General features: G+C 63.2%; 24 protein-coding genes. 12 read left to right on the forward strand and 12 right to left on the reverse strand.

Features of this window, described 5'->3' with window-relative positions; genetic code table 11:
- Nucleotides 1-26 precede the first annotated feature (26 nt).
- From OPV09_RS19440 to OPV09_RS19450, 3 genes are all read right to left on the reverse strand, one after another.
- Nucleotides 27-416, reverse strand: a complete 390-nt coding sequence (locus OPV09_RS19440) for an Imm1 family immunity protein (protein WP_034751946.1) — start codon at nt 414-416, stop codon at nt 27-29.
- On the reverse strand, nt 413-2,053 hold the full coding sequence (locus tag OPV09_RS19445) for a SulP family inorganic anion transporter (protein WP_338679150.1): 1,641 nt from the start codon (nt 2,051-2,053) through the stop codon (nt 413-415). The genes OPV09_RS19440 and OPV09_RS19445 overlap by 4 nt, the downstream gene beginning before the upstream one ends.
- 66 nt (nt 2,054-2,119) lie before the next feature.
- Nucleotides 2,120-2,689 carry a TetR/AcrR family transcriptional regulator gene (locus OPV09_RS19450; RefSeq protein WP_338679151.1) on the reverse strand — a complete coding sequence of 190 codons (570 nt, stop codon included), beginning with the start codon at nt 2,687-2,689 and terminating at the stop codon, nt 2,120-2,122.
- Nucleotides 2,690-2,816: 127 nt separating this feature from the next.
- Here OPV09_RS19450 and OPV09_RS19455 point away from each other — a divergent pair, with 127 nt between their 5' ends.
- From OPV09_RS19455 to OPV09_RS19465, 3 genes are all read left to right on the forward strand, one after another.
- A complete protein-coding gene (locus tag OPV09_RS19455; protein ID WP_219327239.1) occupies nt 2,817-3,803 on the forward strand; it encodes an SDR family oxidoreductase in 987 nt (328 codons plus the stop codon).
- 3 nt (nt 3,804-3,806) lie between these two features.
- Nucleotides 3,807-4,682 carry a Ku protein gene (locus OPV09_RS19460; protein ID WP_338679152.1) on the forward strand — a complete coding sequence of 292 codons (876 nt, stop codon included), beginning with the start codon at nt 3,807-3,809 and terminating at the stop codon, nt 4,680-4,682.
- 120 nt (nt 4,683-4,802) lie between these two features.
- Entirely contained in the window at nt 4,803-7,115 is a 2,313-nt protein-coding gene (locus tag OPV09_RS19465) for a PAS domain S-box protein (RefSeq protein ID WP_338679153.1), read from the forward strand.
- Here the strand turns inward: OPV09_RS19465 and ligD are convergent.
- Nucleotides 7,099-9,588 (reverse strand): DNA ligase D, encoded by a 2,490-nt coding sequence (gene ligD / locus OPV09_RS19470; protein WP_338679154.1) that lies wholly within the window; start codon nt 9,586-9,588, stop codon nt 7,099-7,101. The two genes, OPV09_RS19465 and ligD, sit on opposite strands and share 17 nt — an antisense overlap.
- A gap of 210 nt (nt 9,589-9,798) precedes the next feature.
- On the opposite strand from ligD, the gene OPV09_RS19475 reads away from it, so the two are divergent.
- The 6 genes from OPV09_RS19475 to OPV09_RS19500 all read left to right on the forward strand — a co-directional run bounded on the left by OPV09_RS19475 (nt 9,799) and on the right by OPV09_RS19500 (nt 13,075).
- Nucleotides 9,799-10,110 carry a hypothetical protein gene (locus tag OPV09_RS19475; protein ID WP_034751951.1) on the forward strand — a complete coding sequence of 104 codons (312 nt, stop codon included), beginning with the start codon at nt 9,799-9,801 and terminating at the stop codon, nt 10,108-10,110.
- 222 nt (nt 10,111-10,332) lie between these two features.
- Nucleotides 10,333-10,692 (forward strand): hypothetical protein, encoded by a 360-nt coding sequence (locus OPV09_RS19480; protein WP_338679155.1) that lies wholly within the window; start codon nt 10,333-10,335, stop codon nt 10,690-10,692.
- 39 nt (nt 10,693-10,731) lie between these two features.
- Nucleotides 10,732-11,073: a hypothetical protein gene (locus tag OPV09_RS19485; protein ID WP_072453066.1), complete on the forward strand. Its 342-nt coding sequence runs from the start codon at nt 10,732-10,734 to the stop codon at nt 11,071-11,073.
- 201 nt (nt 11,074-11,274) lie between these two features.
- Entirely contained in the window at nt 11,275-12,288 is a 1,014-nt protein-coding gene (locus OPV09_RS19490; RefSeq protein WP_034751954.1) for a serine hydrolase domain-containing protein, read from the forward strand.
- Between the two features lie 115 nt (nt 12,289-12,403).
- Nucleotides 12,404-12,766 (forward strand): hypothetical protein, encoded by a 363-nt coding sequence (locus OPV09_RS19495; RefSeq protein ID WP_034751955.1) that lies wholly within the window; start codon nt 12,404-12,406, stop codon nt 12,764-12,766.
- 45 nt (nt 12,767-12,811) lie between these two features.
- Nucleotides 12,812-13,075 (forward strand): hypothetical protein, encoded by a 264-nt coding sequence (locus OPV09_RS19500; protein ID WP_046684064.1) that lies wholly within the window; start codon nt 12,812-12,814, stop codon nt 13,073-13,075.
- A gap of 66 nt (nt 13,076-13,141) precedes the next feature.
- On the opposite strand, the gene OPV09_RS19505 is transcribed toward OPV09_RS19500, so the two are convergent.
- The 6 genes from OPV09_RS19505 to OPV09_RS19530 all read right to left on the reverse strand — a co-directional run bounded on the left by OPV09_RS19505 (nt 13,142) and on the right by OPV09_RS19530 (nt 21,226).
- A complete protein-coding gene (locus tag OPV09_RS19505; RefSeq protein ID WP_425323998.1) occupies nt 13,142-13,699 on the reverse strand; it encodes a fasciclin domain-containing protein in 558 nt (185 codons plus the stop codon).
- A gap of 247 nt (nt 13,700-13,946) precedes the next feature.
- Nucleotides 13,947-15,392 carry an efflux transporter outer membrane subunit gene (locus OPV09_RS19510; RefSeq protein WP_338682323.1) on the reverse strand — a complete coding sequence of 482 codons (1,446 nt, stop codon included), beginning with the start codon at nt 15,390-15,392 and terminating at the stop codon, nt 13,947-13,949.
- A 44-nt stretch (nt 15,393-15,436) separates the two neighbouring features.
- Complete coding sequence (locus OPV09_RS19515) at nt 15,437-18,637, reverse strand: efflux RND transporter permease subunit (RefSeq protein WP_034751959.1); 3,201 nt, start codon at nt 18,635-18,637, stop codon at nt 15,437-15,439.
- 2 nt (nt 18,638-18,639) lie between these two features.
- Complete coding sequence (locus OPV09_RS19520) at nt 18,640-19,884, reverse strand: efflux RND transporter periplasmic adaptor subunit (RefSeq protein WP_070304626.1); 1,245 nt, start codon at nt 19,882-19,884, stop codon at nt 18,640-18,642.
- Between the two features lie 272 nt (nt 19,885-20,156).
- Nucleotides 20,157-21,017, reverse strand: coding sequence for an alpha/beta hydrolase (locus OPV09_RS19525; protein WP_034751961.1), 861 nt, complete (start codon nt 21,015-21,017; stop codon nt 20,157-20,159).
- On the reverse strand, nt 21,014-21,226 hold the full coding sequence (locus OPV09_RS19530) for a hypothetical protein (protein ID WP_139143481.1): 213 nt from the start codon (nt 21,224-21,226) through the stop codon (nt 21,014-21,016). The genes OPV09_RS19525 and OPV09_RS19530 overlap by 4 nt, the downstream gene beginning before the upstream one ends.
- A gap of 148 nt (nt 21,227-21,374) precedes the next feature.
- On the opposite strand from OPV09_RS19530, the gene OPV09_RS19535 reads away from it, so the two are divergent.
- Genes OPV09_RS19535 through OPV09_RS19545 form a run of 3 tightly spaced genes read left to right on the forward strand, consistent with a single transcriptional unit; the run spans nt 21,375 to nt 23,757 of the window.
- On the forward strand, nt 21,375-22,337 hold the full coding sequence (locus OPV09_RS19535; RefSeq protein ID WP_034751962.1) for a LysR family transcriptional regulator: 963 nt from the start codon (nt 21,375-21,377) through the stop codon (nt 22,335-22,337).
- Complete coding sequence (locus OPV09_RS19540) at nt 22,334-23,305, forward strand: D-2-hydroxyacid dehydrogenase (RefSeq protein ID WP_338679156.1); 972 nt, start codon at nt 22,334-22,336, stop codon at nt 23,303-23,305. The genes OPV09_RS19535 and OPV09_RS19540 overlap by 4 nt, the downstream gene beginning before the upstream one ends.
- Nucleotides 23,302-23,757 (forward strand): hypothetical protein, encoded by a 456-nt coding sequence (locus OPV09_RS19545; protein ID WP_338679157.1) that lies wholly within the window; start codon nt 23,302-23,304, stop codon nt 23,755-23,757. The genes OPV09_RS19540 and OPV09_RS19545 overlap by 4 nt, the downstream gene beginning before the upstream one ends.
- A gap of 3 nt (nt 23,758-23,760) precedes the next feature.
- Here OPV09_RS19545 and OPV09_RS19550 read toward each other — a convergent pair whose 3' ends face one another.
- Both OPV09_RS19550 and OPV09_RS19555 read right to left on the reverse strand, forming a co-directional pair.
- A complete protein-coding gene (locus OPV09_RS19550; RefSeq protein WP_338679158.1) occupies nt 23,761-24,264 on the reverse strand; it encodes a DUF1993 domain-containing protein in 504 nt (167 codons plus the stop codon).
- A 60-nt stretch (nt 24,265-24,324) separates the two neighbouring features.
- Nucleotides 24,325-25,206: an alpha/beta hydrolase family esterase gene (locus OPV09_RS19555; RefSeq protein WP_338679159.1), complete on the reverse strand. Its 882-nt coding sequence runs from the start codon at nt 25,204-25,206 to the stop codon at nt 24,325-24,327.
- Nucleotides 25,207-25,263: the final 57 nt, after the last annotated feature.

Raw genomic sequence — 25,263 nt, forward strand, 5'->3', positions numbered from 1 at the left:
TCGTCCAGGTCCAGCGGGTTAGCATTTCAATCCGCTTCCCACGCAATGCCAGCCGGTCGCGCGCCGCCCGTCTTGAAAAACGCGACGAAGGCGCGCTGGCATAAATCCACATCCACGCACCACGCTTCCGGATACACGTCCACCTGCCCGTTCGACAGCAGATAGCTGCATTCGCCCGTTTCCTCTTCGTCTCCCAAGGAGTGAAAACTCAGGTCGTCCTGTCCCGACAGATACATCAGCCAGGCATTGCCGCCATTGCGCAACATGCACAGGGCCGGGCCCTGCTCCGCATCTTCGGCCATGGTCAGCCACAGCTCGCACTGGGCCAGCGTGCGCGCTTCCAGCAGCGCCTGTTCCAGCATAGGGATGCTATCGACCACACGCGGCTCACCATGCAGATTCAGTTCCATCGTCATGCTTTTTCCCCCCTCAGGTCATCCATGGCCAGCGCCGTGCTCAGGTACAGCTTGCCGCTCAGGTCGTGCAGCAGGCTGCTCTGGCGCAGGCGGTCCATCACGGGGCCCTTCACTTCGGCCAGATTCAGGCTGATGCCGCGCTTGGCCAGCGCGCTGTTGAGTTCGATCAAGCCCAGCAAGGCCGTGCTGTCGATCTGGTTGACTGCCGACAGCACCAGCACCAGGTGGCGCGCCGTCGGGTGGCCCCGCAACTCGTCTTCCACGCGCTCCGTGACGGCTTCCACATTGCCGAAGAACAGGCCCGCATCGATGCGCAGCAGCAAGACGTCCGGCAGGGTTTGCGCTTCATAGCGCTCCACGTTGCGGAAGTGCTCGCTGTTCGGGATGCGGCCCAGCACGGCAATGTGCGGGCGGCTGGCGCGCCAGATCAGGGTGCCCATCGACAGCAGCACGCCAATCACCACGCCCGCTTCCACGCCCAGCACCAGCACGCCGGCCGTCGTCGCCAGCAGGGCCAGCGCATCGCTGCGGTCGTAGCGCCACGACAGTTTCAAGGTGTCCCAGTCCAGCAGGCTGCTGACGGCAAAGATGATGGTGGCCGCCAAGACCGGCAGCGGCAGCAGCGCCAGCCAGCCCGTGGGCGCCACCAGCGCCAGCGCAAGCAGTCCCGCCGTGATGATGCTGGCCAGCGGCGTGTTGGCGCCCGCCTGGAAATTGACGGCCGAGCGCGAAATCGAGCCCGTGACGGGGAAGCCGCCCGACAGCGCGCTGGCCACGTTGGCCGCGCCCAGGCCCAGCAGTTCGCGGTTCGTATGCAGCTTTTCACCGCGTTTTTGCGCCAGGGTCTGGGCGGCGGACATGCTCATCAAAAAGATGATGAAGGCGATCAGCAGCGCCGGCGACAGCAAGGTGCGCCAATGGGCGCTCGAGGTGGCCAGGTTCAGGCCCGGCAAGCCGCTGGGCACGTGGCCCGTCGTCTGCACACCCATCGCTTCCAGGCCGCCATAGGCGACCAGCGCGATGCCGGCCAGCACCAGTGCCATCGGCGCCAGGCGCGCGCCCACGTCGGCCGCCACCTTGTTCAGGCCGCAGCGTTGCAGCAGGCGCGACAAATAGCGCTTGGCCAGCCACAGGAACAGCAGGCCGGACAGCCCGAGCACGAGGCTGGGCGTGTGCCAATGGGGCCAGGTGGCGCCCAGGAGCGGCGTGATCTGCCCCCAGATGATCAGGATCGCGGCGCCATTGCTGAAACCGCTGATCACGGGGCGTGACAGGAAACTGGCCATGAAACCCAGGCGCAGCACGCCGCACAGCAGCAGGACGAGGCCGCTGATGAAGGCCAGCTGGGCGGCCAGCACGACGTACAGGGAGGAGCCGGGATCGGCCAGCGGCGCCAGGGCGGCGGCCGTCATCAGGGAAACGATGGCCATCGGGCCCACCGATTGCGTCATGCTGCTGCCGAACAAGGCGTACAGCACGGGCGGCAGGATGCTGGCGTAGATGCCCACCACGGGCGGCAAGCCCGCCACCAGCGCGTAAGCCATGCCTTGCGGCACCATCATCATGGCGACAACGATACCGGCAGTGATGTCTCCGGCCAACAGAGGACGCCGGTATTGCCTGAGCCAGAGCAGCATGGATGATCCCAAAATCTGAAAACCGAAGCCTATCATGTGACGAGGCCGGCTGACAGGGGGACGTGCTTACTCTTGCAGCAATTGCGCCTTCACGGCGTCGAGGATTTCCGCCGATAACACCTCGTCATCGACGCAGCGCGCCAGCACCATGGCGCCCACCATGGCGGCGAACGTGGCGATCGCCTGCTGGCGCCGCTCTTCCGGTGCGCCGTCGGGCAGCAAGCCTTCCAGCAGCGCGAACTGCTGCTGCGTCGCCTTCGTAAACACGGGACGCGCGCCGGGCGACATGCGCGCCGCATCGACGCCCATGGCGGCCGCCGGGCAGCCGCCGCCGGGCTGGTCGCGGTGCCGGGTGGTCAGGTAATTGTCGATAATCGCCGGCAGCGCCCGTTGCGGGTCGCTGGCGACCTTCGCCCGCCAGCCTTCCAGCGATTTCTCCAGGGCATGCTGGCACGCCTCGATCATCAAGTCTTCCTTGGACGCGAAATGGCCGTAGAAGCCGCCATGCGTGAGGCCCGCGTTCTTCATCAGGTCGGCCACGCCGATGCCGTCATAACCCTTTTCACGGAACAATCTGGCCGCCACGTCCACGATGCGCTCGCGGTTCAGCGCCGCCTGCTCCCTGCTTACTTTCATGCTGCCCTCCCATATTTATGTCAACCATCATATAACTTTACGCCCGTTTTCGCCACTCTGTTAGCGAGCGCACCGTTTGATGCGGGTGCCGCGCCGATACTGGACCTTCGTTTACAAGGAGGCCAGCATGAACGAGAACAAGGACCAGTCCGCCGGCAATTTGCAGCGCAGCATCCAACAGGAGCAGGATCAGCACGATCAGCAGCACGATGCAGCCAAATCCGGCCAGGAAAGCAAGCAGCCCGTGCAGACGGGCCACCGCAGCCAGCCTGCCCCGCCCCTGCCCGCCCAGCACCTGGACAAGCCGGGCATCGAAGGCGAGATGCAGTTGCAACCGCGCTTCCTGGCGCCCGACTACTGCGGCAGCGGCAAGCTGGCCGGCATGGTGGCCGTCATCACGGGCGGCGATTCGGGCATCGGCCGCGCCGTAGCCGTGCTGTATGCGCGCGAAGGGGCCGACGTGGCCATTATTTACCTGAACGAACACGCCGATGCCCACGAAACGAAGCGCTACGTGGAAGCGGAAGGCCAAAGCTGCCTCCTGATTCCCGGCGATGTGCGCGACCAGGGCTTTTGCCAGGAAGCCGTCAGCCAGGTGTTGGCCAAGTTCACGCATATCGACGTGCTGGTGAACAACGCCGCCTTCCAGGAACATGCCGAGTCGCTGCTCGACCTGAGCGAGGAACGCTTCGACCTCACCATGAAAACCAATGTCTACGGTTACTTTCACATGGCCAAGGCCGTGCTGCCCCATTTGCAGCGGGGCGCGTCCATCATCAACACGGGCTCGGTGACGGGCTTGCAAGGCTCGAAGCACTTGCTCGACTATTCCACCACCAAGGGCGCCATCCATGCGTTTACCATGGCGCTGGCAGGCAACTTGCTCGACAAGGGCATCCGCGTCAACGCCATCGCGCCCGGCCCCGTCTGGACGCCGCTCAACCCGGCCGACAAGTCGCCCGAGGATATCCAGAAATTCGGCCAGGACACGGACATGCGCCGCCCGGCCCAGCCGGAAGAACTGTCGCCCGCCTACGTCTTCCTGGCCTCGCCCGCCTGTTCCAGCTACATCAGCGGCATCGTCCTGCCCATCACCGGCAGCGTGGGGGAATAAGCGATGGCGCGCGCACTGTGGAAAGGCGCCATCAGTTTCGGCCTCGTGCACATCCCTGTCGAGCTGATTTCCGCCAGTCTCGACCATGAACTGGACTTGTCCATGCTGGACCGGCGCGACTTCGCCCCCATCGGCTACAAGCGCTACAACAAGAAGACGGGCAAGGAAGTCGAGTGGGACGACATCATCAAGGGCTATGAATACAAGACGGATGAGTACGTGGTGCTGTCCGAGGAAGATTTACGACAAGCCAATGTGAAGGCCACGCAAACCATCGACATAGACACCTTTGTCGATGCGGCCGAGGTGCCGCTGACCTTTTACGAACACCCGTATTATTTGCTGCCCGCCAAGGGCGGCGAGAAAGTCTATGCGCTGCTGCGCGAAACCTTGCGCAAGGCCAACAAGGTAGCCATCGCCAGCGTGGTCATGCGCACCAAGCAGCATTTGTGCGCGCTCGTGTGCGTGGGCGACACCATCGTGCTCAACACCCTGCGCTACGCCGATGAAATCCGCCCCACGGATGACCTGGACTTGCCGCCCAACACCATGAGGGCGGCAGGTATTTCCGACAAGGAACTCAAAATGGCACTGTCGCTGGTCGAAGGCATGAGCGAGCAATGGGAACCCCGGCAATACCACGACAGCTACCGCGAAGACGTGCTGGCGCTGGTGAAGAAGAAAATCAAGGCTAAACAGACCAAGACCATCACGCCGCCCGCGCCCGAGCCGGAAGAAGAGCAAGGCAGCAACGTCATCGACCTGGTCGCCCTGCTGCAGCAAAGCCTGGGCAAGAAAGCGCCCGCCGCACCGGCCCGCAAGCGCGCGGCCTCGTCCACTGCCCGCAAACCATCGCCCGCCAGGCGCAAGGCGGCCTGAACCATCCATGCGGCCCGGGAGAGTCCTCAATAATATAAATGCATTGACTTTGATCAAGCTTCTCGCTACGTTATGCACAGGCCTGCCACCCGGCAAGCCCTGTCATGCGTGCGGGAAAAAATGGATGCCGAGTTAGATCAGCTTATCCTCAACGGCGCCCCTGGCGGCGTTGTCATCACGAACGAAGAGCATGCCGTCGTGCGCTGGACGGCCGGGGCGCAGCGCATTTTCGGCTATGCCAGCGACGAAGCGCTGGGCCGCACGCTGTGGGAACTGATTTCCTTGCCGGGACAGGCGGAAGCGTCCCCGCTGATCGACGAGCAGCTGGCCGTGCACGGCAGCTACGACCGCGAATCGCTGCGGCGGCGCAAGGATGGCGAGCTCATCTACGTCGACGTCGCGTGCCAGACGGCACAGGCCGGGGTGGACGCCCCCCGCTACCTGATTTCCACCATGAAGGACACGACCTTGCTGAAGGCGGCGCGCGACGCCCAGTTCGTCGACGTGCGCTACCGCGTGCTGTTCGAATCGACGCCGGACAGCGTCATCATGGTCAATGCCACGGGCGCCATCGTGCTGGCCAACCAGCAGGCGCAACGCCTGTTCGGCTACGCGGAAGGCGAATTGAACGGCAGGCAAATCGATAGCCTGCTGCCGCAACGCCTGCGCCATTCGCACGTGGCGCACCGCTCGCGCTATTTCGACCAGCCGCGCACGCGCACCATGGGCGCCGACCTGGAATTGCTGGGCTTGCGCAAGGACAACATCGAGTTCCCCGTCGAAATCAGCCTGTCGCCGATCCAGACGGAGATCGGCACCTTCGTCATCAGCGCCATCCGCGACGTCAGCGACCGCCGCCGTGCCGAGCAGAAATTCCGCGGCTTGCTCGAATCGGCGCCGGACGCCATAGTCATCGTCAACGGCGATGGCGAAATCGTGCTCGTCAATTCGCAGACGGAACGCCTGTTCGGCTACTCGCGCGCGGAACTGCTGGGGCGCAACGTGGAAGTGCTGATCCCGGCCCGCTATGCACACGATCACCCACGCCACCGCCAGTCGTTTTCCACGGCGCCGCGCGCCCGCTCCATGGGCGCGGGCCTGGAACTGTACGGCTTGCGCCGCGATGGCACCGAGTTTCCCGTCGAAATCAGCCTGTCGCCGCTGGAAACGGACGAAGGCGTGCTGGTCTCGTCGGCCATCCGCGACATCACCGAGCGCAAGCGCATCGAACGCACGCTCAACGAACAGAAAATAGAACTCGAGCGGGCCAGCCAGGCGAAAGACCGCTTTCTCACCAGCATGTCGCACGAACTGCGCACGCCGCTGAACGCCATCCTCGGCTTTGCCCAGCTGCTGGCCAACGAATCCTTGCCCGCCACCGTGCCGCAAAAGCGCGCCTTCGTGCAGAACATCGTCACCTCGGGGCGCCACCTGCTCACCCTGATCAATGAAATCCTCGACCTGGCTAAGATCGAATCAGGCAGCCTGAGCCTGTCGATGGAAGCGGTGACGCTGCCCGCGCTGATCGAGGAAGTGCGCGTGATGGTGGAAGAGCAGGCGCAGCAGCGTCATATCCACCTGGTTTTTCCCGCTTGCGAGCCGCTCACGGTCCGGGCCGACCATACGCGCCTCAAGCAAGTGCTGCTGAATCTGCTGTCGAACGCCATCAAGTACAACCGCCCGGACGGCAAGGTGGAGCTGGAAATTTCGCAGCCCGATGCGCAGCACGTGCGCATCGCCATCCGCGACACGGGCAAGGGCCTGGACGAGGCGCAGGTGGCGGAACTGTTCCAGCCATTTAACCGCCTGGGACAGGAGGCGGGCAGCGAGGAAGGCACGGGTATCGGCCTGGTCGTCACCAAGCGCCTGGTCGAACTGATGGGCGGCAACATGGGCGTGCACAGCTGCATTGGCGTAGGCAGCGTATTCTGGATCGAGCTGGGCACCACGACCGCGCCGCCCGCCAGCCGGCAGCCGGACACGGAATATCTGCCCGAGCCCGCCGGCGACAGCGGGGACGATGACGGCGGCCAGGCGCTGCTGCTGTACGTGGAAGACAATCCGGCCAGCCTGCGCCTGGTGGAAGACATCGTCAGCTTCCTGCCCCACCTGCGCATGATCTCGGCCACCGACGCGCGCCAGGGCATCGCGCTGGCGCTGGAACGCCATCCCGACGTCATCCTGATGGATATCAACCTGCCCGGCATGAATGGCAACCAGGCGCAGCGCATCCTGCGCAACGATGCGCGCACGGCGCACATCCCCGTCATCGCCCTGACGGCCAACGCCATGAAGGGCGACATCCGGCATGGCCTGGCCTCGGGCTTTTTCCGCTACCTGACCAAACCTGTCGAGATTCCCCAGCTCAACGCTGCCATCGAGGAAGCCCTGCAACTGGCGCGCGCCACCCTGCCGCTCAAGCCGGAGGCGTAAAAGCCAGCTTTTTCATGGCCGCGTCGAGGCCTTTCGCGCTGCGCGCATAGCCGTCCCACGGGGTATTGCCCACGCCGAGACGGCTGTGCACATTGCCCACGTTCCACTGGTCGCCCGCCTCCAGCTCGTCGAGTTCCTCCCAGGCCAGCGGCACGGAAATGCCCAGCCCCGAGCGGGTGCGGGCCGACCACGCGCACACGGTGGTGGCGCCCCGGCCGTTGCGCAAATAATCGATGAAAATCTTGCCGACGCGATTTGCGGGACCGCTCTTGACGACAAACCGCTCCGGGATGTGCCGCGCCATGTGCGCCACGATGGCTTGCGAAAACGCTTTTACCGTGTCCCAGTCGTGCTTGGGCCGGATCGGCACGACCACGTGCAAGCCCTTGCCGCCGCTGGTTTTCAGCCAGGCGGGCAAGCCCAGTTCCGTCAAGAAGGCGCGCAGCAGCATGGCCGCTTCGCGAATGGCGGGCCAGGCCACGCCCTTGCCCGGGTCCAGGTCGAACACCAGGCGGTTCGGCGTGTCGTAGGCGCTGGCCAGCGCGTTTTGCGTGTGAAATTCCACCACATTCCACTGCGCCGCGGACAACAGCCCTTGCAGGCTGGCCACTTCCAGCATGGGCGGGTGTTCCGGGTCCAGCCGTGCATCGAGCTGTTTGATGCCCGGCATTGTCGAAGTGTCAACATGTTTCTGAAAAAATAGCTCGCCTCCGACGCCAGCGGGTGCACGCACCAGCGACACGGGGCGCCCGCGCAGGTGTACGAGCATCAGCTTGCCCACCAGCGCGTAATAGCACACCAGGTCGATCTTCCTGGCGCCGCTGTCGCTGTCGATCACGCGATCCGCATGACTGACCTTCAAACTGGCCGGCAAGGCACAGTCCGGCATGGATTTGCTCTCCATTGTCTTCTCCTTCTCGATTCGCCGCGCCCGCTCGCGCACGATGGCGGCCGGCTTTTTATCTTCACGCAAGCCGTGAAACACGGCATGGCGCACGGCGCCGCCACTGGTCCATTGCGCAAAACTCACTTCGGCCACCAATTGCGGCCGGACCCAGATGGGCTGGCGCACGCCGCCCGCCTTGCCTTCAAACGGACTCGTCTCGATAGCCAGCGCATCGAGCCGGCGCCGCAAGTCGCGCAGGCTGGCATCGTCAAAGCCGCTGCCCACATTGCCTGCATAGCGCAGCTTGCCCTGCTCATCATGCACGCCCAGCAACAGCGAACCGATCCCTTCGCGCGCGCCCTGCGGCGCCGTATAGCCGCCGATGACGAATTCCTGGCGCAGCCCGCATTTGAGCTTGATCCAGTCGCCCGAGCGGCGCGTGACATAGGGCGCGCCGCGCCGCTTGCCGATCACCCCTTCCAGTCCCAGGCGGCAGGCGTGGTCCAGCAGCCGCTGCGAGGCGGCATCGAGCGCGTCGCTGAAGCGCACCAGGGGCGACGCGGGCAAGCTCTGCAGCAGCCCTTGCAGCAGCGCCCTGCGCGCCTCGACGGGCTGGCCCCGCAGATCGTGGCCATCGAAGTACGGCACGTCGAACAGGTAATACACGATCTCGCTGGTCGTTTCCGCGTCGAACGCGCGCTGCAAGGCGCCAAAATCCGGGTGCCCGCTGGTATCGTTGACGACGATTTCACCGTCATACCAGCCGGGCGGCAAGCTCAACTGTTCCAACGCCTGCCGCAACTTCGGCAGTTTTGCCGTCCAGTCATTGCCATTGCGCGTGATTAACGCAATATGATCGCCATCGCAACGCGCGAGGATGCGGTAGCCGTCGAATTTCACCTCGAAAATCCAGTCTTGCGCATCCGGCGGCGGTGCATCGACGAGGGTGGCCAGCTGGGGCGACAGGGTGGCGGGCAACTCGGCAGCCGGCGGCGCGGCAGCCACCTTGCGCTTGGGCATGGCCTTGTTCCTGACGCTGTCGGGGAACTCGTCCACGACAGAAAATTCCTGTACCGGCCGCGCATAGTCGTCTTTTTCCTTGATCAGCAGCCAGGCAGGCTGCTTTTCGCTGCGTTTGTCTCCCCGGCCCTTCATGCGCACCAGCACCCACTTGCCATGCATCTTGTGGCCATGCAAGGTGAATTTCAGTTCGCCGGCCGCCAGCGCCTTGCGCGCATCGGGCGTGGCTGGCTGGGGCTGCCACGTCCCTTTATCCCAGATGATGACCTTGCCCGCGCCATACTGTTTTTCGGGGATCGTGCCTTCAAAGCTGGCATACGCAATCGGATGGTCTTCCACCTGCACGGCCATACGCTTGTCGCGCGGGTCGTAGCTGGGGCCTTTCGGCACGGCCCAGCTTTTCATCGTGCCGTCGAGTTCCAGCCGAAAGTCATAGTGCAAACGGCTGGCCCAGTGCTTCTGGATGACGAAGGTGAGCACGTCGTTTGCAGCCTCGTCGCCTCCTGCAGGCTCGGGCGTGACGGCGAAATTGCGTTTGGCTTGATACGTTTTCAAGGCGGCTTTCATGGCGGCCCCATGCGGTGATGATGGCTTCGAGTCTAGTCCGCTGCAGGTCATGGCGCGGTACGCCAGCTAACAGAGTGCCTGCCGCGGCAAATGTAAGTGTTTGTAATTAGAAAAAAACGTGTCAACGGTATTGCCGCACGGCGCGTTTTTGCCTCAGTGACAGGGGACTGATCTCCTGAACTACAACCCCACTTCTTGAGGAACTGCACCATGAAAAAAGTAATCGCTACTCTGATCGCCGGCTTGTTCGCTACCGCAGCCTTTGCTCAAACGCCAGCCGCGCCTGCCAAGGCCGAAGCCAAGCACACCAAGGAAGTGGCAAAAGCGGAAGCCAAGGAAACCAAGGCCGTAGTCAAAGCCGATGCCAAGGAAGCGGCCGTCGTCGCCGATGCGAAAGCCGATGTTGCCAGCGCCAAGGCCGACGCCAAAGTCACCAAGGAAAAGGCCCATCACAAAGCGAAAAAAGCCAAGGCCAAAGCTGACGAAGCCAAAACTGAAGCGACCGCGGCAGCAGCCAAATAATCCATACAGCGCGTTTCATGCGCCATGCAAAAAGACAGCTTCGGCTGTCTTTTTGCATTTTTACACCGCCTTCTTCAATTAACGTCGCTTAAATCAGCCGATTGTAAGAAAGTGTAAACAAGGTCAACGGTAACCTTCCGGGCCGCGTTTTATGCTCAGTGACACGGGAATCATCCCTGCACCAACAGACATACCAGACAAACCACCACTGAGGACTGCACCATGAAAAAACGCATTTTCAACCTGAGCGCTACCCTGATCGCCGGCCTGTTCGCAACCGCAGCCTTTGCCCAAACCCCGGCAGCTCCTGCAGCCTCGGTTCCTGCCAAAGTGGAAGCGGCCCACAGCAAGGCTGTCGTGAAAGCGGACGCCAAGGAAGCGCAAGCCATCGTCAAAGCGGATGCAAAAGAAGCGAAAGCAGTCGTCGCTGCAAAAACGGAAGTCGCCAGCGCCAAAGCGGAAGCGGCCACCACGAAAGCCAAGGCACACCACAAGGCCAAGAAAACCAAAGCCAAGGCTGACGAAAAGCTGGCATCGGCCACCGCCGAAGCAGCACCAGCCACACCTGCAGCAGCCAAGTAATTCCCCACACAATCGCTTATCACTCGCCAGGAAAATACAATGAAAAAAGTTATCGCCACCCTCATCGCCGGCCTGTTCGCAACCGCAGCCTTCGCTCAAACCCCTGCGGCTCCGGCAGCATCGGCTCCAGCCAAGGCGGAAGCTGCCCACACGAAAGCCGTGGTCAAGGCTGAAGCCAAGGAAACCAAGGCCGTCGTGAAAGCCGATGCAAAAGAAGCGGCCGTCGTCGCCGATGCAAAAGCAGACGTGGCCAGCGCCAAGGCCGACGCCAAAGCCACCAAGGCCAAGGCCCATCACAAGGCGAACAAAGCCAAAGTAAAAGCGGATGCGGCGAAAGCGGCGGAAACCGTTCCGGCAGCACCGGCAGCGCCAGCGAAGTAAGCGCGAACGACGCCACGCAAGCGCATCCGCCGGGTCTGCGCTTGCGTGGGCACTTCGCCGGCATTCCCTGGGACAGCTTCGGCTGTCCTTTTTGCATGGCGCGCCTTCATGCAAACTTCAGCGAACAAAGCAGCTTGCGCACGACAAAGCGGCGCAGATGGTGGACACTGGCACTCCGACCATCGCCGCGAAGCCTATTCCATGCGCCACCTGCTGCTGATTACCGCCCTGTCCCTGCCTTGCGCCGCCAATGCGCAAAACGCCCCCACCGCCCTCGAGCAAGTCCTGCTCGCCCAGGACCATGACAGCCATGGCGACTTGCGGGCCGTCGTCGTGCTGCGCAATGGCGCCATCGTCGCCGAACGCTATTACAACGGCGAGACGGCCGACACCCTGCACGACATCCGCTCGGCCGGCAAGAGCATCACCGCACTGCTGGTGGGTGCGGCCGTGGCGCGCGGCCAGCTGGCGACGACAAAGACGGTGGGAGATTACTGGCCTGAAGTGGCTGGCAGCCCGGCAGGCAAGGTGCTCATCGACGACCTGCTGACCATGCGTTCGGGCTTGGCCGCCTTCGATGAAGACGAGCAGTCGCCAGGCAATGAAGACAAGCTCGATGCGGCGCCCGACCCTGCCGCCTTCGTGCGCGGCGTGCCGTCTGCAACGGCGCCGGGCAGCACGTACCGCTACAACTCGCTGGGCGCGTATATCGCGGGCAGAGTGGTGGAAAGCGCCAGCGGCGCCGACCTGGAAGATGTCGCCGCCAAGGCGCTGTTCGCGCCGCTGGGCATCACGCGCTGGCGCTGGGGCCGCGACGTGGCCAACCATCCGAAGGGCCAGGGCAATCTGTCGCTGCGCGCACGCGACACGGCAAAAATCGGCCAGATGGTGCTCGACGACGGCGTAGTTGACGGCAAGAGGGTGATCGATACGGCCTGGCTGCACGCAGCGCTGGCGCCGCGCGTGGCCATCGGCGCCGGCGACCGCTATGCCGACAGCTACGGCTATTTCTGGTACGCGAAGACGCAGGACATCGGAGGCCAAAAGATCGCCGTGCATTTCGCCTCGGGCAATGGCGGCAACAAGATCTACGTGATACCTGCGCGCCGCATGGTGGTCAGCATCGCGTCCGGCGCGTATGGCAAACCCTATGGACAGCGCCGTTCGGAAGACATCCTGAAGGCCATCCTGAAGGCGGATGCCACGCAGATGTAAGCGTTTGTAATGACCGTCAACGGCAGCGATCCGGGCCGCGTTTTATGCTCAGTGACACGGGAATCATCCCTGCACCAACAGACATACCAGACAAACCACCACTGAGGACTGCACCATGAAAAAACGCATTTTCAACCTGAGCGCTACCCTGATCGCCGGCCTGTTCGCAACCGCCGCCTTCGCCCAAACCCCGGCAGCACCTGCAGCCGCTCCTGCAGCCTCGGTTCCTGCCAAAGTGGAAGCGGCCCATACCAAGGCTGTCGTGAAAGCGGACGCCAAGGAAGCGCAAGCCGTCGTCAAAGCGGATGCCAAAGAAGCGAAAGCAGTCGTCGCCGCAAAAACGGAAGTGGCCAGCGCCAAAGCGGAAGCGGCTACCACGAAAGCCAAGGCACATCACAAGGCCAAGAAAACCAAGACCAAGGCTGACGAAAAGCTGGCATCGGCCACCGCCGAAGCGGCACCAGCAGCAGCCAAGTAATTCATTCTCACTGCATCAACCCGAAAAAACACCAAGGATCTCATCATGAAAAAAGTTATCGCCACCCTGATCGCCAGCCTGTTCGCCACCGCCGCTTTCGCCCAGACGCCAGCCGTTGCGCCAGTCGCTCCAGTGGCACCGATTCCTGTCGTCGCCCCTGTAGTCAAGGCCGAAGCGCCGGCAGCCGCCGTCAAGCCTGCGGCGCACAAGAAAGCCAAGCATCACAAGGCGAAGAAAGCCGCTCCAGCCGACAAGGCAGCACCTGCGGAACCAGCGGTGCCGGCAACGCCAGCAGCGCCCGCCAAGTAATCACGGCGGCATAAATGAAAAAGACAGGGTTTTCCCTGTCTTTTTTTTCGTCCGTTTTTCGCCCGCTTATTTAGGCATCAGCACCGAGTCGATGACATTGATCACGCCATTCGACTGGTACACGTCATAGGTGCTGATGTTGGCGCTGTTGCCGCTTTCATCCATTACCACGATGTTGTGCATGCCGTTCATGGCGAACATCAGCTTGCCGCCGCTGGCCGTGGGCAAGGTGGCTTTACCGTCATGCATCTTGATTTCCTTGGCCAGCGCCTTGAAGTCGTATTTGCCGGGTACCACGTGGTAGGTGAGGATTTTCGTCAGGGTCGCCTTGCTTTCCGGCTTGACCAGGCTCTCGACGGTGCCGGCCGGCAGCTTGCCGAAGGCCGCATTCGTCGGCGCGAACACGGTGAATGGCCCCTTGCCTTTCAGGGTGTCGACCAGGCCGGCCGCCTTGACGGCAGCGACCAGCGTTGTGTGGTCGGCCGAATTGACGGCATTGTCGACGATGTCCTTGGACGGATACATGCTCTGGCCACCGACCATGGTCGTCATGTCGGCGGCAAACGGGGCGCTGGCGGCCAGCATGGAAGTGATGAACAGTGCTGCGGGAACGAAGGTGCGCATGATGGTATCTCCTGGATGACGGCGTTTGCGTGATTGCAGGAGTATTTACGCGGTGGGCCGGGGATTGGATTCAATTTATTTTTTTGGTCTGGTCTTGATTGGGGGCGCGGGTGGTGTCGGCTTACGCGCTATGCGCTAAGCCGACCTACCGCGCTGTATGCCAAGCCGGCCTGCGCAAGCCATAAAAAAACGGCGCCGTGCAAAGCACGACGCCGTTTTCGACAGGCTTATCGCCGCGGACCGGAAACTAGTTGGCCGCGACCTGCGGCTCCGCCTCGCCCCAGCCGCCGCCCAGGGAGCGGATCAGCGCCACCGTGGTGACGGCGCGGTTGCCGCGCAATTGCACGGCGTTGCGCTCGATGGCCGCCAGGTTGCGCTGCGCGTCCAGCAGGTCCAGGTAGCTGGAACGGCCAGCGTCGTACAGCTTTTGCGCCAGGTCGGCCGAGCGGCGCGCCGAGACGACGGCTTCGTCGATCTGCTGCGTCTGGCCCGACAGGATGCGCAAGCCGGCCAGGTTGTCTTCCACCTCGGCGAAGGCCACCAGCACGCTCTGGCGATACGTCGCCACCGACTCTTCCAGCTGCGCTTCGCTGCGGCTTACGGCAGCTTTATTACGGCCACCGTCGATGATCGGCATCGACATCAGGGCGCCCAGCAGCCAGGAGCGGCTGCTCCACTTGAAGATGTCCGAGAAGGTATCGGACGCGCCGCCGCCGGAGGCGTTCAAGGTCAAGGCCGGGAACATGGCCGATTTCGCCACGCCGATGCGCGCATTCGACGCCTCCATGGTGCGCTGCGCCGACGCGATGTCGGGACGGCGTTCCAGCAAGGACGATGGCATGCCGGCCGGGATCACGGGCAGGAAGCCGCTATCCTGCAGCGGATTGACGGTCGCCGTGAAGCTGGCGGCCGGTTTGCCCAACAGGACAGCCAGCGCATGTTCGCTGGTGGCGCGCTGGCGCTGCAGGCCGATGGCTTCGGCACGCACGGTCGACAGCTCCGTGCGGGCACGCGACAGATCGAACTCGCCGATGTCGCCCAGGTCGTAGCGGCGCTGGTTCACATGCACGCTTTCTTCGCGCAGGCGCACCGTCTGTTCCAGAGTCGCCAGTTCGGCGTCCGTGGCGCGCAGCTGGAAGTAGGTTTGCGCCACGTCGGCCTGCAAGGACAGCAGCACCGAGCGGTACGTCGCTTCCACGGCCAGCGCATCGCTGCGCGAGGCGCTGACGTTCGATGCCACGCGGCCGAACAAGTCGACTTCGTAGCTGGCCGTCAGGTTGGCCTGGTAGACATTCGTGGCCGCCACCGGCGCGCCGTTCGGCAAGCCGAGCGACACGGCGGAAGCACGGTTGCGCTGGCCGCCCACGTTCACGCCCACTTGCGGGATGCGGTCCGCTTCGGCGATGCCAGCAATCGCCCTCGCCTGCTTGACGCGGGCGGCGGCGATGGCCAGGTTGGCATTCGCTTGCGTCGCTTCGTTGATCAAGCTGGTCAAAGCCGGATCATTGAACGCCAGCCACCACTCGCCGCGCGCCTGGCGCTCGGCCGGCACGCCCTGCTTCCAGCGCGTGCCGTCGGCCGCCGTCTGCACGGCAGGCAAGGTTTGCGCTTCCTTGAACGCGGCCGGCGTCTCGATCTGCGGCTGCTTGAACTCCGGCGCCGCGCAGGCGGCCAGCAGCACGGCTGCGGCCATGGCGGTCAGCACGGGCTTGACGCGCCAGATGATTTCCTTGGTTTTCAATATATATCTCCTTCCAGGTCCAGCGCTGGCGCGGCGACAGGCTTGGCGGCAACGGCGGCTGGTTTTTTCTCAAAACGCTGCGCCAGGGTGCGCAGCAGTACGTAGAACACGGGCGTCAGGAACAGGCCGAAGAAGGTCACGCCCAGCATGCCGGCGAAGACCGCCACACCCATGGCATGGCGCATTTCCGAACCGGCGCCATTCGAGAACACCAGGGGCACCACGCCCATGATGAAGGCGATCGACGTCATCAGGATCGGACGCAGACGCAGACGGCACGCTTCCAGCGCCGCTTGCACGACGGTACGGCCATGCTCTTCCAGTTCGCGGGCAAATTCCACGATCAGAATCGCATTCTTCGACGCCAGCCCCACCAGCACGAACAGCGCGATCTGGGTAAACACGTTGTTGTCGCCGCCGGTCAGTTTCACGCCCAGCAGTGCGCAGAGGATCGACATCGGCACGATCAGGATCACGGCCAGCGGCAGGGTCCAGCTTTCGTACTGGGCGGCCAGTACGAGGAACACCAGCAGCACGCACAGCGGGAACACATAGATCATCGTATTGCCGGACAAGATGTCCTGGTAGGTCAGCTCCGTCCATTCATACGAAATCCCCTGCGGCAGCACTTCCTTGGCGATGCGTTCCAGCGCGGCTTGCGCCTGGCCGCTCGATACGCCAGGGGCTGCGCCGCCATTGAAGTCGGCTGCGGCATACGCGTTGTAGCGCTGCACGCGGTCCGGGCCATAGCTGTCCTTGACGCGCATCAGCGACGACAGCGGGATCATCTCGCCCTTGTCGTTGCGTACCTTCAGCTGCGCGATATCCTGCGCATGCGAACGGAACGCCGCATCGGCCTGCACGCGTACCTGGTAGGTACGGCCAAACTGATTGAAGTCATTCACGTACAGCGAACCGAGGTTGATCTGCAAGGTCTGGTAAATCGTTTGCAGCTGCACGCCCATCTGCTTGGCTTTCACGCGGTCGACGTCGGCGAACAGCTGCGGCACGTTGATCTGATAGCCCGAGAATACGCCCGCCAGTTCCGGCGTCTGGTACGCTTTCGCGGCCAGCGCCTGGGTGGCGTTGTACAGCGCGTCGTAACCGAGGTTGCCGCGGTCTTCGATCATCATCTTGAAGCCGCCGATGGTACCGAGGCCGTTGACCGGCGGTGGCGGGAAGACCATGATGAAGGCGTCCTGGATACCGCCCAGACGCTTGTTGATCTCGGCCGCGATGGCGCCGCCCGACAATTCCTTGCTGGTACGCTCGTCGAACGGTTTCAGGGTGGCGAAGACGATACCGGCGTTCGGCGCATTGGTAAAGTCGTTGATCGACAGGCCGGGGAAGGCGATGGTCGATTCGACGCCAGGCACCGACTTGATGACATCGGACATGCGGCGCACGACATCTTCGGTGCGGTCCAGCGACGCGGCGTCAGGCAATTGCGCAAAGCCCACCAGGTATTGCTTGTCCTGCGCTGGCACGAAGCCGGCCGGCACGGACTTGAAGGTGAAGATGGCGGCAACGACCAGCAGCGCATACACACCCAGCGAAGCGCTCTTGCGGCCCAACACGCCTTTTACGCCAGCTTCATAGCGGTGCGAAGCGCGGCCGAAGAAGCGGTTGAACCAGGCGAAGAAGCGGCCGAAGACCATGTCCATGCCGCGCGTCAGCGCGTCTTTCGGCGCATCGTGCGGTTTAAGCAGCGCGGCCGACAGGGCTGGCGCCAGGGTCAGCGAGCTGAAAGCGGAGATCACGGTCGAAATGGCGATGGTCAGCGCGAACTGGCGGTAGAACTCGCCCGACAGACCAGGCACGAAGGCGATCGGCACGAACACGGCGCACAGCACCAGGGCGATGGCAACGATAGGACCGCTGACCTCTTTCATGGCCTGGATGGTGGCGTCGCGCGGCGACAAGCCTTCCTCGATATTGCGCTCGACGTTTTCCACCACCACGATGGCGTCATCGACGACGATACCGATGGCCAGCACGAGGCCGAACAGCGACAGGGTGTTGATCGAGAAGCCAAAGCCCAGCATCACGGCAAAGGTGCCGACGATGGAGACGGGAACGGCCAGCAGCGGAATGATCGATGCGCGCCAGGTTTGCAGGAAGATGATCACCACCAGCACCACCAGGGCAATCGCTTCGAGCAGGGTATGGATCACGGCTTCGATGGACGAACGCACGAACTGCGTCGGGTCGTACTCGATCCGGTATTCCACGCCTTGCGGGAAGTCTTTTTTCAGTTCGTCCATCTTGGAGCGCACGTCGGAAGACAGTTGCAGCGCGTTGGCGTTCGGCGCTTCGAAAATACCCATGCCGACGGCCGGATTATTGTTCAGCAGCGAACGCAGCGAGTAGCTGTTGGCGCCCATTTCCACGCGCGCCACGTCCTTCAGGTGCGTCACGGCGCCATCGGCATTCGTGCGCACGATGATGGCGCCAAATTCCTCGGGCGTCTGCAGACGGCCCTGGGTATTGACGGTCAGCTGGAAGTCCGAGTTCTTCGCTGGCGAGGCGCCGATCACACCGGCGGCCACCTGCACGTTCTGCTCGCGGATCGCGTCGACGACGTCATTGGCCGTCATGCCGCGCGCCGCCACCTTTTGCGGGTCGAGCCAGATGCGCATGGCATAGTCGCCGGCGCCGAAGATCTGGATGTCGCCCATGCCGGGCAAGCGGGCCAGTTGGTCCTTGACGTTCAGCACCGCGTAGTTACGCAGATACATATCGTCATAGCGCTTGTTCGGCGAGACCAGGTGCACCACCATGGTCAGGTTGGGCGAGGACTTGACGGTCGTCACGCCGATCTGGCGCACTTCCTCGGGCAGGCGCGGCAAGGCGCGCTGCACGCGGTTCTGCACTTGCGTTTCGGCCTGCTCGACGTTGGTGCCGATCTTGAAGGTCACGGTCAGCATCATCGCGCCATCGGACGTGTTTTGCGAGGACATGTAGAGCATGTTCTCGACGCCGTTGATCTGCTCTTCGAGCGGCGCGGCCACGGTTTCGGCGATCACTTTCGGGTTGGCGCCCGGGTACTGCGCGCGCACCACCACGGATGGCGGCACGACGTCAGGATATTCGGAGATGGGCAGGCCGAAAATCGACAGCAGCCCGGCCACGAATATGACGATCGACAGCACCGCCGCGAAAATCGGCTTGTCGATGAAAAAGCGGGAAAAGTTCATGTTTATTCCTTGGAAGTCGATGCTGCTTTCGCGGCGATCTTGGCATCTTTTGCTTCAGGTTTTGCAGGAGCGGCAGGCGCGGTCGGATCGAAATCCATGGCCACTATCTGCGGCGTCACGGGGGCGCCCGGGCGCACGCGCTGCAAGCCGTTGACGACGATTTTCTCGCCCGCCTTCAAGCCTTCGCGCACCACGCGCAAGCCGTCCGAAGTCGGGCCCAGCTTGACGGCGCGGTATTCGGCCTTGTTGTCGGCACCCACCACGTAGACGTATTTGCGGCTTTGATCCGTGCCGACGGCGCGGTCGCTGATCAACAGGGCCGTGCTTTGCGCCTGCGGGCCGTTGCCGCCGTCGAGCTGGATGCGCGCGAACAGGCCAGGCACCAGCTGGCGCTCGGCGTTGGCGAAGGTGGCGCGCATGCGTACGCTGCCCGTGGCCGGATCGAGCTGGTTGTCGACGAATTCCAGCTTGCCTTCATGCGGGAAGCCCGTTTCATTGGCCAGGCCGACCTTGACGGTGACGGGCGTGCCCTTTTGCGCCGTGCCGGCTACGCGCAGGTACGTATCTTCATCGCCGTCGAAGCTGGCGTAGATGCGGTCCGTCGACACCACCGAGGTGAGGATGGCGGACGCGTCGATCAGGTTGCCGACGGTGATTTCCGCCTTGCTGACGCGGCCGCTGATCGGCGCCTGCACCTGCGTGTACGACAGGTTCAGTTTCGCCGCTTCATACGCGGCTTGCGCCGAGCGGACATTCGCATCCAGCTCTTTCAGGCCCGACGCCTTTTCATCGAATTCGCGCTGGGCGATGGCTTTTTCAGCCAGCAGCTTTTCAGCGCGCGACAGTTCCAGCTTGGCCAGTTCCGCCTTGGCGCGGGCCGAGGCGGCAGTGCCTTCGGCGCGCGACACTTCGGCCTGGAATGGGCGCGGATCGATGACGAACAGCACGTCGCCCTTTTTCACTTCGCTGCCCGGCTTGAAATTGACGGCCGTGATGAAACCGCCGACTCTCGAGCGGATTTCCACGCGCTCGATCGCTTCCAGACGGCCCGAGAATTCCTGCGTTTCCGTGATCTGTTTTTCAACGACGGCGGCGGCCGAGATGGGCGGGCCGCCGGCCGCTGGCGCGTCGGGCACCTTGCTATTGGCCGAATCGCAGCCGGCCAGGCTCACGGCCACCAGTCCCGCCAGCGCGAGCGAGGCAGCCAGGGGCTTGAGCAGAGTGGAAAATTGTTGAACGTTTTTCATTTTATTTCCCTGTTTTATGAAAATTTCTAATGGTATGGGCGGCAGGAAGCAACCCAGCTAAAAAGAGTGAATGGTGGTGCCATGGCGCCCGACGGCGCTCGATCAAAGGTAAACAGGCCGCCAGCTGTTTAAAAGCGGACGGGGACGACAAAGCTGGCTGTGCGAGCGCACAACTCAGGCAAGATGGGAACTACACTCCGTAGTGTAACAACCGAAACTCAAAAAGTAAACTGATTAGTGTAAGTTTTTTTGCGGTGCCGCAGATGGCGGCGTCATGACTCGGGCTCCTGCCCCAGTCCAGCGACAAAGCTGGCAATCTCGTTCAAGGCATGCACCTTGCAAGCGCACTCATTACGCGCGCCCGCATCCTGCAGCGGCGCGGCGGGCATGCGCCGCACCGTGGTCTTGATGCCGCAGGCGATCAGCTTGCTGCCGTATTGTTCAGCCTCATCGCGCAATGGGTCGTCTTCTCCGGACAGGATGAGCGCCGGCGGCAGGTTCTTCAATCGGCTCGACTGCAATGGCGACGCATACGGATGGGTACGGTCAGCGGCATTTGGCAGGTAGCCACGGTAGGCGGCGGCGCATTGGTCAGCCACTTCCGCCAGGTCTGGGCACGTCGGCAAGTTGCGCATCGAGCAGGTCGACAGGCCGGGGTCAAGCATCGGCATGATCAGCACCTGGCCCGCGAGGGGCGGTCCGCCCCGGTCGCGCGACATCATGGCGCACACGGCAGCCAGGTTGGCGCCCGCTTCGATGCCCGACACCACCATCTGCTTGCCCGTCCAGCCCAGCTTGGACTTGTTCTTTTTTGCCCACAGCAGCACGGCATGCGCGTCTTCCACGGCGGCGGGGAATGGCCGCACCTTCGCCAAGGTGTAGTTCGCGGCCAGCACCACGTGGTCGGGGTTGCTCAACACGAGGCAGCGCAGGAAGTCGTCCGCGTCGTCCAGGTCGCCGTCGACAAAGCCGCCGCCATGGAAGAAGACGATCAGGCTCGACTGCTTGGCGCCCGGCACGCCGGCCGTGTAGACGCGCGCGGCGAGCGCATCCTGCGCGCCCTGCACCTGGATATCGCGTATCTTCAGCGCCTGGCCAGGAGCCAGTTCGGCCACGGTGCCGGCAACGCTCATTGCGCCACCACCGGCTGCACCGCAGCATCGAGTACCGTGTCGTTCAAGCACAACAGGGCGATGCCGCCCACTTCATGGGTCAGGGCGCTGTAAGCACTGGCTTCGCTTTGCGCCGCCAGTGAATACGCATCCGTCGATACCATCGCGGCCAGAGCGAGCGCAACCGCAACCAAGGCGGGTACTGCAAAGTGTCCATTCCGATAAGCCATGATGTTTCTCCTGTTGTACTGCCTGCGGCATCACATTTATGCTGCAGTACAACAACTATAGACTTGATCTACAATCTGATAAAGAGTGCAATGACGAATTGATTGTTCAGGATTCTGAATAATCACGGATAAAGTGACAGGAATTCAAGTGAACAAGCTGCAAGCAATGGAAGTTTTCATCCAAGTCGTCGATGCGGGCGGCTTTACGCGCGCGGCGGAAAACATGCAGCTGCCGAAAGCCACCGTGTCAACCCTGATCCAGTCGCTGGAAGCGAGCCTGTCGGTCAAGTTGCTCAACCGCACCACGCGCCACGTCAGCATCACGTCCGACGGGGCCGCCTATTACGAACGCTGCGTGCGCATCCTGTCGGACGTACGCGAGGCCGAGGAATCGCTGTCGCGCACGCGATTGAGCCCCAGCGGGCGGCTGCGCGTGGATGCGCCCACGGCCCTGGCCAGCGAACTGATCATCCCCGCCCTGCCCGATTTCTTTGCCCGCTACCCGGACATCTCGCTGGAGCTCGGTTGCAGCGATCGTCCCGTCGACCTGATCGAGGAAGGCGTCGACTGCGCCGTGCGCGGCGGCGAACTGGGCGACCTGAACCTGATCGCGCGCAGGGTCGGCGTGCTGCACTTCATGACGTGCGCCTCGCCCGGCTACCTGGCGCACCACGGCACGCCGCTGCATCCGAACGACTTGCCGCGCCACCGCGGCGTGAATTTTTTCTCCGCCAAGACGGGCAAAACGTTTGACTGGGATTTCACGCGTGCCGGCGAACGCATCCAGATCGCCATGCCCAGCCATATCGCCCTGAACGACTCGAATGCCTACTCGGCCGCGGGCCTGGCCGGCCTGGGCATCGTGCAAATGACGCATTTCATGCTTGCGCCGCTGATAGAACAGGGCAAAATGGTGGAATTGCTCAGTGAATGGGAATCCGACCCGCTGCCCATCCACGTAATCTATCCGCCCAACCGCCATCTGTCCGCCAAGGTGCGCGTGTTTGTCGAATGGGTCGCCGACATGTTTACCAACCACCCGGCCACGCAGCTCAAGGGCAAGAACGCCAGCCCGAGCCCGCGCGCCACCCTGACCGAGGCCCAGCCATGACCGCAGCAAGCACATCGCCCCACCGCATCGTCTTTCTCGACCGCGACAGCCTGATCGCTACCGTGCGCCCGCCCGCCTTCGCGCACATCTGGGAAGAGTATCCGCATACCAAGGGCAGCGAGCAGACCGTATCCCGCCTGCAAGGCGCCAGCATCGCCATCACGAACAAAGTGCCGCTGCGTGCGGCCGAGCTGGCGCAGCTACCTGACCTGAAAATGATCGCCGTGGCCGCCACCGGCACGGATATCATCGACCTGGCCGCCTGCCGCGAGCGGGGCATCGTCGTGGCGAATATCCGCGACTATGCGCGCGCCACCGTGCCCGAACATACCTTGGCACTGATGCTGGCCCTGCGCCGCCAGCTGCTTGCCTACCGCGCCGACGTGGAAGCGGGCCTGTGGCAGGCATCGGACCGCTTCTGCCTGTTCGGCCACCCGATCCGCGACCTGGCCGGCAGCCGTTTGGGTTTGCTCGGCTACGGTGCGCTGGGCAAGTCCGTCGCGCAGCTGGGGCGCGCCTTCGGCATGCAGGTACAAGTCCACAACCGCTCGCCTGTCGAGGACGACGGCGTGACGCAAGTGAGTTTTGACGACTTGCTGGCCACGTCCGACGTGCTCAGCCTGCACCTGCCGCTGACGGACAAGACGCGCAACATCATCGGCGCGCAAGAACTGGCCCGCATGCAGCCGACGTCGCTGTTGATCAACACGGCGCGGGGCGGCCTTGTCGATGAAGCGGCGCTGGCCCAGGCATTGACGAACGGCGTGATCGCCGGCGCCGGTTTCGACGTGTTATCGAAGGAGCCGCCGCTGCCCGACAATCCGCTGTTGAATTTACGCCTGCCCAACTTCATCCTCACGCCGCACACGGCCTGGGCCAGTGGCGAAGCCATGCAAAAGCTGGCGGACATCCTGATCGGCAACGTGGAGGCGTTCGAACGGGGCACGCCCACAAACGTGGTGGCATGAGCGTATTGCACGAACTCGATGAACTGCTGTGCGGCGACGACGAGGAATACGAGCGCCTCGACCTGTTTCACGAAGCGGACGAGCTGATCGGGCAACTGCGGGTGGCCGACGTGCCCGCACTGCTGGCCCTGTGGCAGGCGCGCAGCCTGTGCTGGCGGCAGCGTTTCACCCAAGCCAGCAGGTCCATCGGCGGCGACGTGCTGCGCGACCTGCTTGCCGGTTTGCTGCAGATCAGGGAGACCACCTATGGCGTGTTCGAACTGATGAGCCGCCTGCCGCCCGTGGCCGACACTTCTGCGCTCAGCGACGCCCTGCTCGATTACGCCGAGCAAGCCTGGCATGCGAACCCGGCACGGCACCGGCAAATCCAGATCAGCTGCTGGAGTTGCGGGCTGTCGGGCCGGCTGCTGAAACGGCTGGGGTTTTCCGCCTGGAAGGAAGCGGGACTGTAGTTCTTACGATGCCACCGGCGTCTCGAAGGAAAATCCCGGCGCATACGCGTGATAACCGTCGAAATCGCCCTTGCCGATGCTGGCTCCCTGGCTGCGGGCAATCGCATACGCCATGCTGAAGTGAAAGTAGAAATTCGGCAGAATGTACAGGTTCAAGAATTCATCGGCCGGCAGCGCGATGTCGGCAAAGCCGGCGCGGTCGCGGCAGATGCGCCCGGGCGGCCCGTCAAAACGTTCAGCAGGAATATCCTTGAGGTAGCGTATGGTCTGCGCGATCTGCTCCTGCAGGCTGGCGACGGCGCTGAAATCGGCCACGTCCAGCCCTGCCAGAGGGCAGCAGCCGCGCAGGGAAAAGCTCACTGCCGCGCGCACTTGCTGGGCAAACGGCAGCATGTCCGGGTGCAAACGCGCCGCCAGCATCGATGGCGCGGTGCCGGTCTTGTCGAGCATGGCGGAAAGCTGCGCCAAGGAGCGGCAGAATACGGTGACGGGGTGGCTGTTCATCATTTCCTTGTGCAAGATTCAATATGACAAGAGTGTGCCACAGGCAACCGCGTCCCCGTCACCTTAACGCCGGTGCTTGCTGAAAAATTCCCAGATGACGTCATTCGCGTCGACGGCGCGCGTGGTCTTGCCGATGGGCAGGCCGATATTGAAGGCATCGGCGCCCGGCCACGTGTGGCCGCCGTCCTTGACGGTGAGCAAGGCAACGCTGGCGCCGCCGTCATCGCCACCCTGCTCCAGCCAGCTTACTTGCGTCGTATCGCCAGCCGGGCTAGGAATCAGGCGCGGCTGCGGCGTGACGCCATCGATGCCGTTGTGCTTGCGCCAGTAATCGAAGGTGCCCTGCGCCGACAGGTAGCCGGCGGCCTTGCCTTCGTACAGCACGACCTTGTCGGCCGTCCCCTGTATCAACAGCATGCCGACCTTGCCGCGCTGTTGATGGTGCCGCACCACGGGTTCCGGCATGGGCGCGCCCACCGAGGCGACGGCGGCGAACTGCTGCGGCAGCTCGGTCGCCAGGCGCAGGGCAAAGAAACCGCCGCGCGACAGGCCCGTCGCATAGACTCTTTTGTCATCGATGCGGTAATCCTGCCTGAGTTTGCTCAGCATGGCTTGCGTGAAACCGACGTCATCCGTGCCCGCCAGGTAATCCATGCCGAAGCCCACGTTCCAGTCCTGCTTGATGCCTTGCGGATACACGACGATGAATTGGTGCCGCTCGGCCGTCTTGTTCATTTGTGTGTACAGCATTTGTTCCGCCATGCTCATGCCGCCGCCATGGAAATTGAAGACGACGGGAAAGGCTTGCTGCGGCGCGCTTTGGTAAGACGGCGGCGTGTAGACGATGTAGCGGCGCTTGTCTTCCTTGTAGACGAGGCTGCTCACCTGGGCCGGCGCGGATGTGCAAACGCAGGACAGGATCAACAGGCTGATGGCGATTTTCATGGGCTTCCCTTCAAGTCAAAGAGCAGCCAGCATAAGCAGGGGCAGGTGAAATCGCGG

It is taken from the genome of Janthinobacterium sp. TB1-E2 (assembly GCF_036885605.1).
GTDB lineage: Bacteria > Pseudomonadota > Gammaproteobacteria > Burkholderiales > Burkholderiaceae_D > Janthinobacterium > Janthinobacterium aestuarii.